This is a genomic window from Halobellus ordinarius (assembly GCF_031823395.1).
GTDB classification, from domain to species: Archaea; Halobacteriota; Halobacteria; order Halobacteriales; family Haloferacaceae; genus Haloquadratum; species Haloquadratum ordinarius.
In genome coordinates this window covers 225,958-244,687 of sequence record NZ_JAVQKJ010000002.1, presented here as the reverse complement: position 1 = coordinate 244,687, position 18,730 = coordinate 225,958, and the positions used below count along the sequence as shown (strand labels likewise).

Below are 18,730 nucleotides of genomic sequence, written 5' to 3'. Positions count from 1 at the left end.
ATGAAGGTCGGGCTGCTCTACTCCCGGATCCGTCGGGACGAGAAGCTCCTCCTCTCGGAGCTTCGCGAGCGGGGCCACGAGGTCGAGAAGATCGACGTCCGGAAGGAGCAGTTCAGCATTTCCGACCCCCCGGAATCGTTCGACGGCGTCGACATCGCGGTCGACCGGTGTCTGGCGACGAGCCGGAGCCGCTACGTCACGCAGTTCCTCGACGCCTACGACATTCCCGTCGTCAATTCCGCGTCGACCGCCGACATCTGCGCCGACAAGGTGAAAAACAGCCTCGCCCTGGAACGGGCGGGCGTGCCGACCCCGAACACGAAAGTGGCGTTCACCACCGACAGCGCCTTAGAGATCATCGAGGAGTTCGGCTACCCCTGCGTGCTGAAGCCCGTGATGGGCTCGTGGGGGCGGCTGATGGCGAAGGTCGACTCCCGCTCGGCCGCGGAGGCCATCCTCGAACACAAAGCGACGCTCGGCCACTACGAGCACAAGGTGTTCTACGTCCAGGAGTTCGTCGAGAAGCCCGGCCGCGACATCCGCGTCGTGGCCGTCGACGGCGAGCCGGTCGCCGCGATGACCCGCTCGTCGGACCACTGGCTGACCAACGCCGCGAAGGGCGGGGAGGTCGCAGCGTTCGAACTCGACGACCGCGCCCGAGAACTCGTCGCCGCCGCCTCCGACGCCGTCGGCGGCGGCCTGCTCGGCGTCGACCTGATGGAGACGGGTGTGGTCTCCGAATCCGGCGATTCGGAGGCTCGTCAGACGGAGTCTGACGGCGATTACACCGTCCACGAGGTCAACCACACCGTCGAGTTCAAGGCGCTGAACGACGCCGTCGACGTCGACGTCCCCGCGGCGGTCGTCGACTGGCTAGAGTCGAAAGTCGAACAGTCGACGACGACGGAGGCGACGACATGAGCGACGAGTCGAGTCCCGAAGCCGACGGTGGCACGGCCACCGATGCCGACGGCGGCAGGAACACCGACGCCGATTACACGGCCGCGGTCGTGGGCGGCTCGGGCTTCACCGGCGGGGAACTCCTCCGCCTCCTGTACGGGCACCCCGAATTCGAGGTCGTCCAGGCGACGAGCCGCTCGAAGGAGCGCAAGACCGTCGGGCACGTCCACCCGAACCTCCGGGAGATGGACCTCCGTTTCACGTCCCCGGAAGAGCTCGAGTCGGTCGACGTCCTCTTCGCGGCGACGCCGCACGGCGTCTCGATGGAGCACGTCGACCAGTTCCGCGACGCCGCCGACACCGTCGTCGACCTCTCGGCTGACTTCCGGCTCGAATCCGAAGAGCAGTACGACGAGTGGTACGACGGCCACGTCTGTCCGGAGTACCTCGAAGAAGCGGAGTACGCACTCCCCGAGATCAACCGCGAGAACCTCCCCGGCGCTGACCTGATCGCCTCCGGCGGCTGCAACGCCACGGCGACGATCCTGGGGCTGAAACCCCTGTTCGACGCCGGCATCCTCGCGGGCGACGAGCAGGTCGTCGTCGACGTGAAGGTCGGCTCCTCGGAGGGTGGCGCGGGCGGCGGCGACGCCTCCAGCCACCCCGAGCGCTCGGGTATCGTCCGGCCGTACGCGCCGACCGGGCACCGCCACGAAGCCGAGATCGAGCAGTTCCTCGGGCTCTCGGTGTCGTTCACCGTCCACGCGGTCGACATGATCCGCGGCGCGAGCGCGACCTGTCACGTCTTTCCTGAAGAACCGGTCTCGAAGGGCGACCTCTGGGGCGCGTACCGCGACAGCTACGCCGACGAGCCGTTTATGCGGACCGTCGCCGGGGGCGGCGGCGTCTACCGCTACCCCGAGCCGAAGGCGGTCGCCGGCACCAACTATGGAGAAGTCGGCTTCGAGATCGACCCCGGCAACCGCCGGCTCGTCGTCTTCTCGGCGATCGACAACATGATGAAAGGGTCGGCCGGACAGGCCGTCCACGCCGCCAACGTCGCCCTCGGGATCGAGGAGACCGCCGGCCTGGAGTTCGCCGGGCTCCACCCCGTCGGGGCTCCCTGACATTTGCCGGACCACGTACGATGACGCACGAAGATCACACCCACGACGCACGCGACGCACGCCAGCCGACGCCGACCACGGCCGACGAGCGACAGATCCGAACCGACGGCGGCGAGCGAGACGCTTCGAGCCAGCCCCCGGTCGTCGTGAAGGTCGGCGGCGCGCGTGCGGTCGATCCGGCCGGTGCCGTCGAGGACATCGCCGACCTCGTTGCGGTGGGGCGCGACGTCGTCGTCGTCCACGGCGGCTCGACGGCCGTCGACGAGACCTTAGAACAACTCGGCGAGGAGCCGACGTACGTCGAGACGCCGGGCGGCGTCGTCGGGCGGTTCACCGACGAGCGGACGATGGAGGTCTTCTCGATGGTGATGCCCGGCAAACTCAACACCGACCTCACGGTCTCGCTCCGCGATGCGGGCGTCGACGCGCTCGGCCTCTCGGGAGTCGACGGCGGCCTCCTGACCGGGCCGCGGAAGTCGGCCGTGCGGGTGATCGAGGACGGCAAGAAGAAGATCAAGCGCGGCGACCACTCGGGGAAGATCACCGACGTGAACGGCGACCTGCTCGCGACCCTGCTGGGGGACGGCTACACACCGGTCGTGACCGTGCCGATGCTGGCCGACGACGGCGTCGCAGTCAACGCCGACGCCGACCGCGCAGCCGCGGCAGTCGCGGGGGCACTCGGCGCCGACCTGGTCGTCCTCACGGACGTCGCGGGAATCTACGCCGACCCCGACGACGAGTCGACGCTGATCGCCTCCGTGACGACGCCGACGGAATTCGACGGGCTCAAGGACGCAGCGGAAGGATTTATGACCAAGAAAGTGATGGCTGCGAAAGAGGCCCTCGACGGCGGCGCACGGACAGTGATCGTCGCGGACGCGAACGCGGCGGCACCGGTATCGAGCGCGCTCGACGGGAGCGGCACCCACATCGAGGCGAGCGCCGTCGCTGAAGAAGTCGAAAACGAGGAGGTGACGGGATGAGCGGCGGCTTCGTCTTCTCGGAGAAACCCATCGAGATCGAGTCCGGCGAGGGCGCGTACCTCTACGGCGAGGACGGCACCGAGTACCTCGACTTCGGAGCGTCGTACGCGGTCGCGACGCTCGGCCACGCCCACCCGGCCGTGACCGAAGCCGTCCAGGAGCAGGCAGCGCGGCTCACCTACGTCCAGGCGTCGTATCCGGTCTCGGTCCGGACGGACCTCTACGAGAAACTGGCTGCACTCGGCCCGGGAGATATCGACAACGTGTGGCTCTGTAACTCCGGGACCGAGGCCAACGAGGCGGCGATGAAGTTCGCCCGCTCGGCCACCGGCCGCGAGAAGATCGTCGCCACCAAGCGCGGCTTCCACGGCCGGACGCTGGGCGCGCTCGCGATGACCTGGAAGGACAAGTACAAGAAGCCGTTCGAGCCGCTGGCGGGCGGCGTCGAGTTCGTCCCCTACGGGGACAGCGAGGCGCTCGCCGAGGCGGTCGACGAGGAGACCGCCGCGCTCTTCCTGGAACCGGTCCAGGGCGAGGGCGGCATCCACCCCGCGTCGGCGGAGTACCTCGAACACGCCCGCGAGGTCACCGACGAGGCCGGCGCGGCGCTCGTCTTCGACGAGATCCAGACCGGCGTCGGGCGCACGGGCGACCTGTGGGCCTGCGACGGCGTCGGTGTCGAACCCGACATCCTCACCGCGGCGAAGGGCATCGCCAACGGCCTGCCGCTGGGGACGACGCTCGTGGCAGACTGGATCGCGGAGAACCCCGGCGACCACGGATCGACGTTCTCCGGCGGGCCGGTGGTCGCCGCGGCGGCCAACGCGACGCTCGACACCGTCGTCGACGAGGACGTCCCCGCCAACGCGGCGCACGTCGGCGAGTACCTGCGGAGCGAACTCGAAGCGGCCGTCGAGGAACACGACCTGCCCGTCCGCGAGGTGCGCGGGGTCGGCCTGATGATCGGGATCCAGGTGAAACGCGGCGCCAACCGCGTGCTGAAGAACCTCGCGCTCTCCGAACAGGTGCTCGCACTGCCGGCCGGGCGGACGGTCGTCCGCCTGCTGCCGCCGCTGATCATCGACGAAACGCACGCCGACCAGTTCGTCGACTCGCTGGTGGAGGTGCTGGGATGAGCGCCGAACTCGACGAGGACGACGAGCTGAGCGTCGACGGCGACGAGGGCGAACTGTCCGAGCGCGACGAGGACGAGCCGAGTGTCGAACGCGACGAGGATGCCGAAACGCCGCCGGAGACACCGGAACCGGCCAGCGACGGCGGGATCACGTTCAGGGCCACCGGCCACGACGTCTTCGAGGTCCAGGAGAACCTCACCGAGGGGCTGAGCGACGCGGAGACCCTGCTCGCGGATCTAGTCTCGATCCCCTCGCCGTCGGGCGAGGAGGGCGCCGCCGCCCAGCGGCTGAAGGACTTTTTCGAGGCCCACGACCGCGAGGTGTGGATCGACGACGCCGGCAACGTCCGCGCGCCCGCCGACGACTCGGTGCTTCTCACCTCTCACATCGACACCGTCCCCGGCGACGTCCCGGTGAAGATCGAAAACGGCGTCCTCTGGGGACGCGGGAGCGTCGACGCCACGGGCCCGCTCGCGGCGATGGCGGTCGCGGCCGTCGAGACCGGCGTCTCCTTCGCGGGCGTGGTGCGCGAGGAGACCGGCTCCAACGGCGCGTGGTACCTCGTCGACGACCGGGACCAGCCCGCGGCCGTGATCAACGGCGAGCCCTCGGGCTGGGACGGCATCACGCTCGGCTACCGCGGGTTCCTCGCGGGGACGTACGTCTCGACGAGCGAACTCGGGCACTCCTCGCGCCCCGAGGACAACGCCATCCAGTCGGCGGTGAACTGGTGGTCCAGCGTCGCGGACTTCTTCGACGAGAACGAGTCCGAGGGCGTCTTCGACACCGTGACGACCAAGCCGGTCCGCTTCGACGGCGGCCCCACCGACGACGGCCTCGCCGTCGAGGCGACCGTCGACGTGCAGTTCCGGGTCCCGCCGAAGTACACCATCGACGACGTCCGGGAGGTAGCGGAGGGTGAACTCGCCCGCGGCGGCGTCCACTGGGAGACGCCGATCCCGCCCGTGATGACGAGCCCGCGGACGGAAGTCGCCGCCGCCCTCCGCGCCGCGATCCGGGGGGCCGGGGGCGAGCCGCGGCTCCTCCGGAAGACCGGGACCAGCGACATGAACATCTACGCCGGGACGTGGGACTGCCCGATGGCGACCTACGGCCCCGGTGACTCCGACCTGGATCACGCGCCGAACGAACACCTCGACCTCGCGGAGTACGACAGTTCGATCGACGTGCTTGTCGACGTCTGTGAGCGCCTGCAGGAGTGAGACAGATGCTCCAAACCGACCACTTCCTCGACATCGACGACCTCGCGACCGACGAACTGCACGCCGTCCTCGATCGCGCCGCCGCGATCAAAGCCGGCGAGGACGGGGCACGACTGCCCGAGCAGACGCTGGGGATGCTCTTCGAGAAACCCAGCACGCGGACCCGGATCTCCTTCGAGACCGGGATGACACAGCTCGGCGGCCACGCCATCTTCCTTGGCCCCGACGACATCCAGCTGGGCCACGGCGAACCGCTCTCGGACACCTCGCGGGTGCTCTCGCGGTACGTCGACGTGGTGATGGCGCGGCTGTTCGATCACGAGGACCTGCTCGAACTCGCCGAGTACGCGGACGTCCCGATCGTCAACGGTCTCACCGACGACGCCCACCCGTGTCAGACCCTCGCGGACCTCTTGACGATCCGGGAGACCTTCGACGGCTTCGACGGCGTGCAGGCGGCGTGGGTCGGCGACGGCAACAACGTCGGGCAGTCGTTCGTGATCGGCGCCGCGATGGTCGGCCTGGACCTGACGGTCGCGACGCCCGAGGGCTACGGGATGGACGACGCGGTCATCGAGCAGGCGGCGGAGCTCGGCCACGAGCCGACGGTCGTCGACGACCCGACCGAGGCCGTCGCCGACGCGGACGTCGTCTACACGGACGTCTGGATCTCGATGGGCCAGGAGGACCAACGCGAGGAGAAACTGGCCGCCTTCGAGGGGTATCAGGTGAACGAGGACCTCCTCGAAGGCTCCGAGGCATCGGTGATGCACTGTCTGCCCGCCCACCGCGGCGAGGAGATCACCGACGCGGTGATGGAGTCCGACCGCGTGCTCGTCTGGGATCAGGCGGAGAACCGCCTGCACGCCCAGAAGGGGCTACTCGTCGAACTGCTTGATGCGTAGTCAGACCACGGCTTCGACGAGTCTGTTTTCCGCCTTCTGGAGATGTTCTGCGGCCGTGCTCTTGGCGCATCCAAGCTCCGATGCCACGTCCTCGATGGTTGCCTCCCGGGGGACGTGGTAGTATCCCAGGTCCCGCGCGGCTTCAACTGCCTGGCGTTGCCTCGGTGAGAGCCCCACCGGCTCCGAATCTCGGCCGGCAGTGTACTCGCTGACCTGCTCGACTGTGACGTCGATTTCCTCCGGGACATCCTTGAGCGCCGCACGGAACAGATCTGGACGTCCCACAGCGTCGAACGTCACGCCACCGTCGTCCTCGTAGGTGAGCGGCGGCAGGACGAGGAGTCCCTCTCGGGTGAACGCCTCATAGAGCGTTCGTTCGACGTCGGTCGTACGCCCCTGCGTGTAGCAGTAACAGCGCGAGTCGTCGATCGGGGTGACGTCGAACGTCCTGATCTCGGGAATCGACGCCAGAGCAGCTGCCAACCGGTCCGCGTCGCCGACGACGTAGAAGAGGATCGTCGGGAGGTCGACGTCGTGGAGATTCCAGTGGAGCATCTGGATCCGTTCGACGAACGGTTTCTCCGTCATCACCGTGTGAACCGGGTGAATCTCTCTTCCCATCGGACGGATGGACAGGCGGAGGTGCTTCACACACGGCACGTGTACATAAAGGGCCGAATATGTATCGCAAAACCGCTCTCTGAGAGTGACACCACCGTTGGAACGAGATGTCTGCCTCGACAGCGCCTCTGCCAGCGGCAATCGGCCGGTTGCTGTTCGGAGGTGTACCGACAGCCCCGGAGTTGGCGGTCGCTACGTTCCTCAGTGCCGTCGTCGTCGCGATCGTTCCTCTGACGTGTGCGGCCGTCGTTATCTGGGCGAAACGGAAGGTTACCGCGGCGTTTACAGACCGGATCGCCGTCAATCGCGTGGGGCCCTTTGGGCTGTTGACCATCGTAACCGACACGGTCCGATTGCTCTCGAAAGAACTCGTGATTCCGACGGCCGTCGATCGCCCGGCGTACGACCTGGGTCCGCTTTTGATTCCGTTCTCGGCGATTGCCGGCTTCGCGGTCGTTCCGATGGGCGCGGTCTTCGGCGTGCCATTGCAACTCGCCGATCCTGAAACCGGCCTCGTGTACGTGTTTGCGATCTCCTCGCTAGCCACGCTCGGGCTCGCGATGTGCGGGTACGCCTCGAACAACAAGTACGCACTGCTGTCCGGACTTCGTGCCATCGCTCAGAACATCGCCTATGAGATTCCGCTCGTCGTCACCGCAGCGTCGGTCGTACTGCTCGCGGGGACGCTCCGAACTGGTGGGATCGTCGCCGCACAACAGGAGACGCTTCTCACCGTCGCCGGTGTCGCCGTCCCGGGGTGGTACGCGTTCGTCAATCCCTTCGCTTTCGTGCTGTTTCTGATAGCGAACCTCGCGGAAGTCGGCCGCAACCCCTTCGACGTCCCAGAGGCACCGACCGAGCTAGTCGCCGGGTACCAGACGGAATACTCGAGCGTCTACTGGGTCCTCATCTATATGGGCGAGTTCGTCCACATCTTTCTCGGCGGTGCGATCATCGCGACGCTCTTCCTCGGTGGTCCGGCCGGACCGGTCCTTCCGGGATTCGTCTGGTTTCTCACAAAGGTCTGGGCGGTGTTTCTATTCACCCAGTGGGCACGCTCGGCGGTCCCGCGGGTGCGAATCGATCAACTGATTGGAATCGGGTGGAAGGGGATGCTCGTGCTCGCCTTCGTGAACCTGCCGCTCACCGCCGTGCTGATCGGTGTGCTGGAGACAGTGTGAATCGCCCCGTGGTGCGACACGGGTTCCGTGGGTACAACCGACAGCCACTCTTCGATATGATCACCGACGCCGTGCTCGAATCCAGGCGAACGCTCGTCTGGGAGTAGGCGGAGAACCGCCTGCACGCACAGAAGGGCCTGCTCGTCGAACTGCTGGACGCGTAGGGGACGGCGACAGCGACGTATCGGCCGTCAGCCGTCGGGACCGTTCTCAGCCCCGCTTTCGGAATCCGAGTAGCCCGAAGAGCACCGCGGCGACTGTGACCGCAACACCGAACCCCGGCGTGCTCGTGTCGCTTGCAGTGGATGGCTCGGGCGTCGGCTCCGAGACGGCCACGACCGCCGGACTGACAGCGGCGTTTTCCACCCCGAAGACGGCAGTTCCGGGCTCGTCGAGCCGAATCCGGAGCGAGACCGTCGTTCCCGTGTCGGCGTCGAGTCGGACGCTCCGGGTCCCGATTGCCTCGCCGTTCCGCGTGAACGACAGGTTCGTCGCGGCGGGGTAGCCTGCGTCGTTTTCCACCGCAGCCGTGACCTCGACCCACTCGCCCGGCGACGCCGCGCTGCGGTTCGCCGAGAGGGCAGTGACCCGCGGCGTCGCCGGATCGCGAACCACAACCCGGAGCGTCGCGTCGCCGACCGAGAGGGTGGTGATCCCGGTTCGATCGACGGCGTGGTCGAACGTCAGCCGTCGCGACTCGTTCGGCCCCAGCCGCCCGGACTGCGTCGAACGCGGTTCGTCGTCGACGCGGAGGATCGCCTCGTAGTCGCCGTCGGTACCGCCGAAGTTGGTGGCGACGACGTCGACCGACAGGCGCTCGCCGGGAACGAGCGTGATCGGGCGCTCGGGACCGAGCGACCGCGACCGATACGGGCCGTCGACCCGAACGGCATCCGCGTCTCCGTTCGCCGGGAACGCGTAGGTGATGCGGGCCGGCTCCGGGGGCGCCTCGAACGCCTCGCGATGCTGGGCGTCGCTCCACACCGACGGCCGCGCGGTGGTTTCGAGATACCGGTCCCCGAGATCCGCGACCGCGCTGCCGCCGGTCGCACGCAGGGACGACCGAAGGTCGGCTCCTGTGACGACTCCGTCTTTCGCGTTCATCCGGCGGAACACCTCCTGCAGGGACGCGTCGCCGTCGGTCGCGAGGCGGAGTTGCCGGTCGAGTTCGCCCGCGACGAGCGCGCCGACGTGGTAGTTCGCGTTCCGTTGCCACGTTCCCGGCTGTGCGAGGATCGATCCCTCGTAGCTTCGCTCGCCGTACCGCAATCGCTCGCGGAACGCGTCGTAGGTGATGCGGTCCTGCTCCAGCGTCAGGAGGGCGGCGTAGTAGACAGCCGCACCCTCCGTGAACCACCGGCTGTCGGGGGCGGCAGTGTAGCCCTGGCGGCTGTGGACGTACTCGTGGAGCCAGACGTTGTTCGCCTCGTCGATCCGCTCGACGTCGCGGACCCACATATCCGAGTCGCCGGCGTGGAGCCCACGGACGCCCCAGTCGAGGCGCTCGGGTGTCGGCGCGGCGACGACGAACACCGTCTCGTCGCGGTCGCCGACGCGGAGTCGATCGGCGGCCGATGCGAAGGACGCAAACAGCGTTTCGGGCGGCACTTCGAGGTCGGCCGCTTCGGGCACGATCAGCCGGAACTGCTGGCCGTGGGCGGTGTGCGTGCGCTCCTCGTAGGGGCCGAGATACGCGATGGCGTCGCCGGTCGCGCCCTGTTCGGCCTCCAAGGACGTCTCGAAGCCGATTTGGCCGTCTCCCCGGACCCAACCCCACGAGTGGGAGGTCGACGGCTGGGAGACCAGCGCCCACTCGCCGACGTCGACGAACGTCAGCCGGCCGGGGCCGCCGATCGGACCGGATCGGTCGACCGACTGGTTCGCCGGCAGACGGTAGTCGATCCGCGGCCGCGTCGTCGATCGATCCCACTCGTAGGTCCGGCCGTCCCGGTGGACGAACCCGGTCGCGGACACGACCGTCGCACCCTCGGGAAGCGTCACCTCCAGCGCCCGGAGGCGATCGGGGAGCCGGTACCGGTGGCTGGCCTCGTAGATACCCGCCCGGTCCGGAACGAGCCGGAGCCGCTGTGTGAGCTCGATATTCGTGTCGGCCGCCGTCTGGGTGTTCGCGGTCGTGTCGGCGTCGGTCCCCGTCGTCTGCGTCGCCGTCGTGATCGAACCGGTCGACAGCGACGCGCTCGTCGCTGGCGCCGTCGACTCCGACCCCGGAAGCGACTGCGTCGTGGGGGGAGGGTCGATACCTTCCCCTGCTACGGCTGCAGGGGCGGCGAGAGCGAGAGAGAGCAGCGCCAAAATGAGGAGGAGCAGCTTCGGTCCCCGGTCCATAGCGGGCCGACGAGAGTGATCGGCATCAGGCTGTCGGCCGGGGTGGTTGGTGGGAAGGCCGCTCGCTTAGCGGAGCGTCGCGTACACGCCGCCGACCACCACACCGTACGCCAGGTGGCCGATCAGGCTCGTGACGCTCACGTTCGGCAGCGGGGGGTTCGCCGGCGAACCGACCGCCGAGAGCCAGATCGGCATCACGATGACGGCGAGGACGACCCAGAGCGCGACGCCGTAGCCCGCACCGAGCGCGACGCCCTTCGCGGTCGAGAGATCCGTCTGCGTCGACGCGATCGCGGCGAAGACGACGCCGAGGCCGGCGCCGTGGGCGACGTGGATGGTGAAGCCCGCCGCCCCACCGCTCAGGAAGTACATCGAGGGGATCGCTACCTCGAGGACGGGGCGCATCTGCATCACCATCAGCGCGCCCATCACGATGCCGCCGAGTATGCCGGCGACGACGCCGTACTGCCAATCGGCTATGTCTGTCTCGGTCGCTGTCGAGGTTGTGGTGTCCGTTGCCATACCACAAGGACGGTAGCGAGTTTCATAAGATCACCTCGTCAGCGCGTCGCGATCGCACTGGGCCAGTAGTTTTATATAGATGTTTCGCTGGTGTCGGCGAAGGCGCTCGCATCGGGAGCCACGTGCGGATCCTTCCACCCTCGCCAGCCTGCATTACAACGAAAAGACACATACCGACGGCCGGAATGTGTTCGGGTATGGCGAACCCGCTCCGTCGACGATTCGCTGACGCCTACGAGCGGATGCTCCGCCGACAGCTCGATTCCGCACCCACGCACGTCGCGATCATCCAGGACGGCAACCGGCGCTACGCCCGCAAGCAGGGCGACGACGCCCCGGAGGGACACCGCGAAGGGGCGAAGACGACCGAGCGCGTCCTCGAGTGGTGCGACGAGCTCGGGATCGCGGAGTTGACGCTGTATGCCTTCTCGACGGAGAACTTCGACCGGCCCGACGAGGAGCTGCAGCCGCTCTTCGACCTGCTGGAGTCGAAGCTCTACGAGTTCGCGGACGCCGACCGCGTCCACGAGAACGGTGTCCGTATCGGCGCCATCGGGGACGTCGAGCAGCTGCCCGAGCGGGTCCGCGAGGCGGTCAACTACGCCGAATCGCGGACGAGCGGCTACGACACACTCCGGCTGAATATCGCGCTGGCGTACGGCGGGCGATCCGAGTTGCTCGGGGCCGCCCGCGACGTCGCCGAAGACGTCGCGGAGGGGGAACTCTCACCTGACGAGGTCGACATCCACGCGGTCGAAGACCGGCTCGCGGAACACACCACCCGCGACGTCGACCTGATCATCCGGACCGGCGGCGACGAGCGGACCTCGAACTTCCTGCCGTGGCACGCCAACGGCAACGAGGCCGCGGTCTACTTCTGTGCGCCCTACTGGCCGGAGTTCTCGAAGGTGGATTTCCTCCGCGGGCTCCGGACCTACCAAGCCCGCGAGCAGTCCTGGCAGCAGTCCCGTGCCGACCGGGCGGTCGCGCTGCTGCGGGCCGTCACCGAGACGGAACTCGCGGACGCGAAGGCCGTCGCCGCGCGGCTACGGGAACAACTGCCCTCCGCGGGCGCACGCGAGGTTTCCGAGGAACTCGAACGGCAGCACGGCGCGGAGCCGGTGGATCACGGCGATTGAACTGGCAGGGCGGGGCCGCCGCGAAGTCGGGCGCCGTCAGGTCACCGCCCGAACCGCCGCTGTCGGTTCTGATAGTCGAGCACGGCCCGCAGGTAGTCCCGCCGCCGGAAGTCCCGCCAGTTCACGTCAGTAAAGTACAGTTCCGAGTACACCGACTGCCAGATGAGGAAATCGGAGAGTCGCTCAGCGCCGGTCTTGATGAGCAGGTCCGGCTCGTCGTCGAACACCAGCCGCTCCTCGATCCGGTCGGCGTCGACCTCCTCGGGGGCGAGGTCGCCCGCGTCGACGGCCTCGGCGATCTGTCTGACCGCGGCCGCGAACTCCCGCTTGCCGCCGAGGCCGATGTTGATGCGCACGGGTGCGTCGGCCCGCTCGGTGTCCCCCGGCTCGCGAACCGCGACGCGTCGCGGAGCATCCAGATCCTGCAGTTCCCGCGATAGCGTCGGCACCACGGCCTCGTCGAGCACGCTGACCGAGACGGTGACCCGCTCGGCACCGTACTCGAAGGCCCACCCGAGGAACGCAGAGAGCGTCCCGTAAGCACCCTGTTCGAGCAGGTCGCGCTCGGTGATCACGAGTGCGACGTGCTCGGGAGGGTCGGCGTCGTGGAGGCGGTGGCGGAGGGCGAGATAGCGGTCGTACAGTCCCACGGGGCACAGTCCACCCCGCGGCGACAAATGTCTCCGGGTTCGGAACGGATTGATTCTCCCCGGGTCGGAACGGATCGATTCCGTCGGGGGGTCGGAGCGAACGGACACGGAGATCGAACGACGCCGCGGCCGGTGCCGACGGTCGGGAGACGGGCCCACACCCGATGTCGGGAGGGTTAAGTACGCCTCCGGGTTATCCGGGGGTGTGCAACCGACGCTCCGGCGGGCGAGCGGGTTCGCCCTGGTAGGGACGCTGTCGGTGGCCGCGCCGGTCCTCGGTCGGGCGGCGTTCGTGCCCTTCGCCGCCGTGGCGGTCCTTGCGGCGTTTGCGATCACCGACGGTCCGCTGTTCGAGCTATTTGCCCGCCCCGCAGACAGGCGGGAGGGACAACTCAACGGGCTCACCGGGTTCGCGCTGGCGGCCGCCGGGCTGGCGATCCTCGCGACCGAAATCGGGCTGCCGACGGACCTCTTCGTCGCCGCCGTGCTCGTCCTCGCGTACGGGAACCTCGGCAAGCGGCTGGTCGCCGAGACGACGGACAACCCGTTTCTCGGGACGGCGGGCTTCGCGGTCGCCGGGAGCGTCGCCGGCGTCGCTGGACAGGTGGCAATCGCGTCGCTGACCTCGTCGCCGGTTCTCGCGCCGCGGTTTGCCTTCCTCGCCGTCGCCGGAACGCTCGTGGCGGCGCTCTTCCGGGAGATGCTCTTCGAGCGCGACGATCCGCTGGTGATGCTGTCGACCGGGATGCTGTTGTGGCTGTTCGACGCGCTCGCCAACGGCGTCGGAACGGTCGACGTCGTCGCAGCGCTGGCGGTGACGGTCGCGCTCGGGTACGCGTCCTACGCGCTGGGGGCGGCGTCCGTCGCCGGGATGCTCTCGGGCGTCCTTTTGGGGCTGCTCGTGATCGTCTTCGGCGGCATCGGCTGGTTCGCCGTGCTCATCACCTTTTTCGGCGTCGGGTCGCTGTCGACGAAGTTCAAATACGAGGAGAAGAAGCGCCGCGGCATCGCCGAGGAGAACGAGGGCGCCCGCGGCACCGGCAACGTCCTCGGCAACGCCGCCGTTGCGCTCCTCTGTGTGATCCTCTTCGCCGGCAGTGGCTCGCTTCCCCTCGACGGTGGCCTGTTTCAGTACGCGTTCGCCGGATCGATGGCCGCCGCGCTGAGTGATACGCTCTCCTCGGAACTCGGCGGCCTCTACGACAACCCCCGGCTGGTCACGACGCTGGAACGCGTCCCGCCGGGGACCGACGGCGGCGTGACCTGGCAGGGCGAAGTGTTCGGCCTGCTCGGTGCCGGGCTGGTCGGTGGTGTCGCGTTCGTCCTGCTGGCGGGCGTCTCCCCGCTCGGCGCCGTCGTCGTTACCCTCGGCGGATTCGCGGGGATGACCGCCGACAGCGTCCTGGGTGCGACCGTCGAGGGCCCGCGGTTCGGGAACGAGGCGGTCAACTTCGCGGCGACATTCGTGGGCGCGGTCGTCAGCGCACTCGCCGCCTTCGCACTCGTCCTCTCGTGATCCGACCTGTCCGACGCGACGATCTGCCGACGCTCGCGACGCTCCAGTCGTATCTGTCCTCTCCCTCCCCGGACCTGCTCGACGCTGTTCCGGCTGTCGGCACCTGTCTCGTCGCTGTCGACGACCGGGAGGCGGAGCGGCCGATCGGGTACCTCCTCGCCGTCGACGGTGAGGACACCCACCTCGCGGAACTGGTCGTCCATCCGGAGCACCGCCGCGAGGGTCACGGACGGGAACTCCTGTCCGCCTTCCTCGCCGAGCAGGACTCGGGGACGCGGGTGACGCTCGCGGTCGCCGTCGACAACGAGCCCGCCCGCTCCCTGTACGAGTCAGTGGGCTTCGAGCCAATCGGCTACAACGAGGGCTTCTACGAGTCTGACGGCGAAGGCGACGGTGAGGAAGGCGCGGACGACCGAAAAGAAAGCGCGGACAGCGATCGGAGTTCGGACGCGGTCATCTACGCGTACGACGTCTGAAACGCCAAAAGAGGGCGCAACGCTACAGTACCGGAGCGGCGCTCAGCTCGCGACCGAGTTCGCCAGCTGATCCGCAGTCAGCAACCGCACGCCGGCCGGTTTCTTGACGAACTCGCCGGTTTGGGCGGCGACAGCGTGGTCGACCCCGCGCTGGGCTGCGATGTCGAGCAGCCGCTGGCTGAACTCGCCGTCGACGACGGCGGCGAACGGGACCGGGTCGGCCTCGGCGAGCGCATCGAACGCCTCCTCGGCCGGTCGTTCCTCGACCGTCGCGAAGTCGTCGTCCAGCAGCCGAATCCGCCCGCTCCCGTCGTCGATGACCTCGCGAACGTGCTCACGGAGCGAGCGGGGGCGATCGGTAGTGGTGTCGTCCTCTGTCGCGGACGCGACAGCGTCTTCGTCGGGCGTATCGGCGCTATCGGTCGTCGCCGTCTCCGAATCGGACGCCGTCCGGGGACTCTCCGCTCCGGTCGTCACGTCGGTGTCGGAGTCGTCGCCGCCGGGCGAGTCGGGGGAGCTGTCAGCCGATTCCGGGGACACGTCAGTCGGACTCGGGGAGTCGCTGCCGGATGGCTGGACGGCATCGGCAGGCGTCGCCTCGGCGTCGACTGCGTCCGCTGCCTCGGTGGCTGTGGTGTCGTCCTCGGCGTCGCCTGCCGTGTCCGAATCAGCGCGTTCTGCCGCCGCCGACTCGTCGTCCGCTGGTGTATCCTCATCGGCGTCACCTACCGCCTCCGCACTGCCGTCGATTCCGGTTGCGTCTTCGGCCGTGTCTGCCACGTCGTCCGGCGTCACTGCACCGGGACGGCCGTTCTCGGCTGGGGTGGCCGACAGATCTGTATCCGGATCGCTGCGTGCCGCGTCAGTTCTGCACCCGCCCGTGGAGGTGTGCGCCGCCGACTCAGTCGTCGGCGACTCCCTGGGAGGGTCCGCGGGCTCACCCCCATCGTCGGCACCCGGGATTTCGAGTGAGCCGTCCTCGATGATCGATTCGACCGGCGTCTTATCGCGGAGGGCGGCGAACACCTCGTGTCGCTTGAGGTCCTCGACGGACTGGCCCTCGGGCGCGAACGCGACGTAATCGACGTCGCCGACCTGCGTGAGTTCACGCAGGAGGAGTTCCCCGCCGCGGTCGCCGTCGAAGAAGGCCGTCGTCGTCCGTGCCTGTGTCAGGTCCGCAACGGCATCGGGGACGTTGGTGCCCTCGACGGCGATGGCGTTCTTGACCCCGTATCGAAGGAGCGTCAGGACGTCCGCGCGACCCTCGACGACGATGACGGCGTCGGAGTCGGCGACGCGCGGGCCCGCCGGCAGCCCCTCGTACTCGCTTATGTCCTCGATCCGGACGCTCTCTTTGACCTCGTCTAAGATCTCCGTCGAGGACATTACACTCTCGTCGAACGACTGCGAGAGCAGTTCCTTCGCCCGTTCGACGACTTCCCGGCGTTTTGCCTCGCGGACGTCCTCGATGTCGGTCACCTCGACGGTGGCCCGGCAGGGACCGACCCGTGTGATCGTCTCGAGGGAGGCGGCGAGGATCGCGGTCTTGACCCGATCCAGGCTGCTTGCGATGGTAACGGTCCCGAAGGACTGGCCGTTCTGGGAGTCGATTTCGACGTCGATGCGCCCGACTTTCGACGACTGCTGGAGGTCGCGGAGGTCCAGATCGTCGCCGAGGAGCCCTTCGGTCTGGCCGAAGATGGCCCCGACGACGTCGGACCGCTCCACGATCCCGTCGGCAGTGATCGCTGCGTGAATGAGGTATTTTTCCGTGTCTTCCATTGGTGAATCCCCCCGAAGGGGTGTGATTGTGATATGAGCGTCATGGGAAACCCGATGACGTCTTTATATATGGGCGCCTCGCGGCAAATATCTATCGTACCGGGGAGTTCATCCCCGGAATCCGGCTCGAACCCACGTTTTCTGCCCGTTTGGCGACGAATGCGTGGTTTAGACCGCTGTCCGTCCGTCGCCGATATTGAAGAAAATTACTCTCCAATAGTGATCTTCGAACTTTAGAAAGAGAACGTTTACGTATATCGAGTGGCGAGTTAGATTCGATGACGCGACGGAAGAGCGATTATCTATGGATCGGCGTCTTCGCAGTACTCGTCACGTTCGCGGTTCCGTGGTTCCTGTGGGGGAACTCGACGACGTGGCTCGGCCTGCCGCTGTGGCTCTGGTGGCACGTTGGGTGGATGGCGCTCGCGTCGGTCGCGTTCGCCCTGTTCGCCCGCGGCGCGTGGGACCGCGGAATGGACGTCGATCCCGAGGAGGTGGGGTTCGATGGTTGATGCGACGCTTCTGGTCCAGTTGGGCGTCATCAGCGCGTACCTGCTCGTGGCGCTCGGCGTCGGCGTCCTCGCCTACCGGCTGACCGGCCGCGACGCCGAGGACTACTACCTGGCGAGTCGGTCGCTCGGGACCGTCGTCCTGCTCTTCACGACGTTCGCGACGCTGCTTTCGGCCTTCACCTTCTTCGGGGGACCGAACCTCGCGTACAGCGCCGGCCCCGAGTGGATCCTCGTGATGGGCCTGATGGACGGTATCCTGTTTGCGATCCTGTGGTATCTGATCGGCTACCGGCAGTGGCTGATCGGGAAGGTCGAGGGGTACGTCACGCTGGGTGAGATGCTCGGCGACCGGTTCGGCTCGAAGCGCCTGCGTGCGCTCGTGGCGGGTATCTCGCTGTTCTGGCTCTTCCCCTACGTGATGCTCCAGCAGATGGGTGCCGGCGAGGCGATCGTCGGCCTCACGAACGGGACCGTCCCCTACTGGGTCGGCGCGGCGTTCATCACGCTGTTTATGATCGTCTACGTCGTGCTCGCGGGGCTCCGCGGCGTCGCCTGGACCGACACCATCCAGGGTGTGTTTATGCTCGGGATAATCTGGATCGCTGTCGGCTGGGTGCTGTCGAGCGCGGGCGGCTTCGACGCGGTGTCGGCGTCGATGGCCGAGTCGAACCCCGAGTTCCTCTCGCTGGGCGGCGGCGTCTACTCGCCGCAGTGGATGATCGCCCAGGCCGTGACCATCGCGTTCGGCGTCACGATGTTCCCGCAGATCAACCAGCGCTTCTTCGTCGCGAAGGACGCCCGCGTCCTGAAGCGCTCCTTCGCGCTGTGGCCGGTGCTCGTCCTCCTGCTCTTCGTCCCGGCGTTCCTGCTGGGGTCGTGGGCGGCCGGCCTCGGCGTCTCGGTGCCGGAGGGCGCGAACGTCATCCCCGTGGTGTTGAACGCGTACACGCCCGCGTGGTTCGCGGCGCTGGTCGTCGCCGGCGCGATGGCGGCGATGATGTCCTCCTCGGACTCGATGCTGCTTTCGGGGTCGTCGTACCTGACTCGCGATCTCTACCGGCCGTTCGTGAACCCCGCGGCTACCGACGAGCGGGAGGCGTGGATCGCCCGCCTCGGCGTCGCCGCGTTCGCGGTCGGTACGTTCGTCGCCAGCCTGTTCCGGCCCGGGACGCTCATCACCGTCGGCAGCACCGCCTTCGGCGGCTACGCCCAGCTCGCCTTGCCGGTGATGGTGGCGCTCTACTGGCCGAAGACGACGCGCCAGGGGATGCTCGCCGGGGTCGGCGGGGCCCAGTTGTTCTACCTCGCGCACGTGTTCCTGCCGGCGGTCACCGTCGGCGGCGTCACCGCCTTCGGCGCGACGTATCTCACCTGGGACTTCGCGCTCTACGGGATGGCCCTCTCTTTCGTCCTCACGGTCGGCGGGTCGTTCGTCACCTCCGCCGACGCCGACGAGCGGGGGGAAGCGTTCACTGTCGGCACGCGCGCGGATTGAACGGCACCGGTGCCCTCCAGCGAGGAATCCCAGACTCTGTCGACCACAGCGGTCACGGCTCGAATGACTCCGCTCGACGGTGGCGTTCCTAACTCAAAAATTTCCTCCAGTATTTGCGTTATATTCTATTAGGGCCGGTAGGTGTAAATATTAGAATCAGATCAACGCATCGCTAACGCAACCGCGGCAGCACGGAACACTTTCCACAAAAGA

17 protein-coding genes are annotated in these 18,730 nt (G+C 67.8%); 12 read left to right on the top strand and 5 right to left on the bottom strand.

Annotated features, from left to right (window positions below; genetic code table 11):
* From lysX to argF, 6 genes are read left to right on the top strand one after another with little or no spacing between them, the layout of a single operon-like run.
* Window positions 1-921 (top strand): lysine biosynthesis protein LysX, encoded by a 921-nt coding sequence (gene lysX / locus RJT48_RS01500; protein WP_311170460.1) that lies wholly within the window; start codon window positions 1-3, stop codon window positions 919-921.
* A complete protein-coding gene (gene argC / locus RJT48_RS01495; protein WP_311170459.1) occupies window positions 918-2,027 on the top strand; it encodes an N-acetyl-gamma-glutamyl-phosphate reductase in 1,110 nt (369 codons plus the stop codon). The genes lysX and argC overlap by 4 nt, the downstream gene beginning before the upstream one ends.
* A 20-nt stretch (window positions 2,028-2,047) precedes the next feature.
* Complete coding sequence (locus RJT48_RS01490) at window positions 2,048-3,013, top strand: acetylglutamate/acetylaminoadipate kinase (RefSeq protein ID WP_311170458.1); 966 nt, start codon at window positions 2,048-2,050, stop codon at window positions 3,011-3,013.
* Window positions 3,010-4,149 (top strand): aspartate aminotransferase family protein, encoded by a 1,140-nt coding sequence (locus RJT48_RS01485; RefSeq protein ID WP_311170457.1) that lies wholly within the window; start codon window positions 3,010-3,012, stop codon window positions 4,147-4,149. Before RJT48_RS01490 ends, RJT48_RS01485 begins: the two co-directional genes overlap by 4 nt.
* A complete protein-coding gene (locus tag RJT48_RS01480) occupies window positions 4,146-5,372 on the top strand; it encodes a [LysW]-lysine hydrolase (protein ID WP_311170456.1) in 1,227 nt (408 codons plus the stop codon). The genes RJT48_RS01485 and RJT48_RS01480 overlap by 4 nt, the downstream gene beginning before the upstream one ends.
* Before the next feature lie 5 nt (window positions 5,373-5,377).
* On the top strand, window positions 5,378-6,277 hold the full coding sequence (gene argF, locus RJT48_RS01475; protein ID WP_311170455.1) for an ornithine carbamoyltransferase: 900 nt from the start codon (window positions 5,378-5,380) through the stop codon (window positions 6,275-6,277).
* Here argF and RJT48_RS01470 read toward each other — a convergent pair whose 3' ends face one another.
* A complete protein-coding gene (locus RJT48_RS01470) occupies window positions 6,278-6,898 on the bottom strand; it encodes a helix-turn-helix domain-containing protein (protein ID WP_311170454.1) in 621 nt (206 codons plus the stop codon).
* A 107-nt stretch (window positions 6,899-7,005) separates the two neighbouring features.
* Here RJT48_RS01470 and RJT48_RS01465 point away from each other — a divergent pair, with 107 nt between their 5' ends.
* Entirely contained in the window at window positions 7,006-8,079 is a 1,074-nt protein-coding gene (locus RJT48_RS01465) for a complex I subunit 1/NuoH family protein (RefSeq protein WP_311170453.1), read from the top strand.
* A 210-nt stretch (window positions 8,080-8,289) separates the two neighbouring features.
* Here RJT48_RS01465 and RJT48_RS01460 read toward each other — a convergent pair whose 3' ends face one another.
* Together RJT48_RS01460 and RJT48_RS01455 are read right to left on the bottom strand one after the other, a co-directional pair.
* Window positions 8,290-10,425: a hypothetical protein gene (locus RJT48_RS01460; protein WP_311170452.1), complete on the bottom strand. Its 2,136-nt coding sequence runs from the start codon at window positions 10,423-10,425 to the stop codon at window positions 8,290-8,292.
* A 66-nt stretch (window positions 10,426-10,491) separates the two neighbouring features.
* Window positions 10,492-10,947 carry a histidine kinase gene (locus tag RJT48_RS01455; RefSeq protein WP_311170451.1) on the bottom strand — a complete coding sequence of 152 codons (456 nt, stop codon included), beginning with the start codon at window positions 10,945-10,947 and terminating at the stop codon, window positions 10,492-10,494.
* A 197-nt stretch (window positions 10,948-11,144) separates the two neighbouring features.
* Here RJT48_RS01455 and uppS point away from each other — a divergent pair, with 197 nt between their 5' ends.
* Window positions 11,145-12,086: a polyprenyl diphosphate synthase gene (gene uppS / locus RJT48_RS01450; RefSeq protein ID WP_311170450.1), complete on the top strand. Its 942-nt coding sequence runs from the start codon at window positions 11,145-11,147 to the stop codon at window positions 12,084-12,086.
* A 41-nt stretch (window positions 12,087-12,127) separates the two neighbouring features.
* Here uppS and RJT48_RS01445 read toward each other — a convergent pair whose 3' ends face one another.
* On the bottom strand, window positions 12,128-12,736 hold the full coding sequence (locus RJT48_RS01445) for an undecaprenyl diphosphate synthase family protein (protein ID WP_311170449.1): 609 nt from the start codon (window positions 12,734-12,736) through the stop codon (window positions 12,128-12,130).
* Window positions 12,737-12,941: 205 nt separating this feature from the next.
* Here RJT48_RS01445 and RJT48_RS01440 point away from each other — a divergent pair, with 205 nt between their 5' ends.
* Together RJT48_RS01440 and RJT48_RS01435 are read left to right on the top strand one after the other, a co-directional pair.
* Entirely contained in the window at window positions 12,942-14,252 is a 1,311-nt protein-coding gene (locus tag RJT48_RS01440) for a DUF92 domain-containing protein (RefSeq protein WP_311170448.1), read from the top strand.
* The gene (locus RJT48_RS01435) at window positions 14,249-14,728 is read left to right on the top strand and encodes a GNAT family N-acetyltransferase (RefSeq protein ID WP_311170447.1); all 480 of its coding nucleotides are present in this window, start codon (window positions 14,249-14,251) and stop codon (window positions 14,726-14,728) included. The genes RJT48_RS01440 and RJT48_RS01435 overlap by 4 nt, the downstream gene beginning before the upstream one ends.
* Window positions 14,729-14,770: 42 nt before the next feature.
* Here RJT48_RS01435 and dnaG read toward each other — a convergent pair whose 3' ends face one another.
* Window positions 14,771-16,510 (bottom strand): DNA primase DnaG, encoded by a 1,740-nt coding sequence (gene dnaG / locus RJT48_RS01430; protein ID WP_311170446.1) that lies wholly within the window; start codon window positions 16,508-16,510, stop codon window positions 14,771-14,773.
* Between the two features lie 278 nt (window positions 16,511-16,788).
* Between dnaG and RJT48_RS01425 the strand changes: the two genes are divergently transcribed.
* Both RJT48_RS01425 and RJT48_RS01420 read left to right on the top strand, forming a co-directional pair.
* Window positions 16,789-17,022 carry a DUF3311 domain-containing protein gene (locus RJT48_RS01425; protein ID WP_311170445.1) on the top strand — a complete coding sequence of 78 codons (234 nt, stop codon included), beginning with the start codon at window positions 16,789-16,791 and terminating at the stop codon, window positions 17,020-17,022.
* Window positions 17,015-18,517: a sodium:solute symporter family protein gene (locus RJT48_RS01420; protein ID WP_311170444.1), complete on the top strand. Its 1,503-nt coding sequence runs from the start codon at window positions 17,015-17,017 to the stop codon at window positions 18,515-18,517. The genes RJT48_RS01425 and RJT48_RS01420 overlap by 8 nt, the downstream gene beginning before the upstream one ends.
* Window positions 18,518-18,730 lie beyond the last annotated feature (213 nt).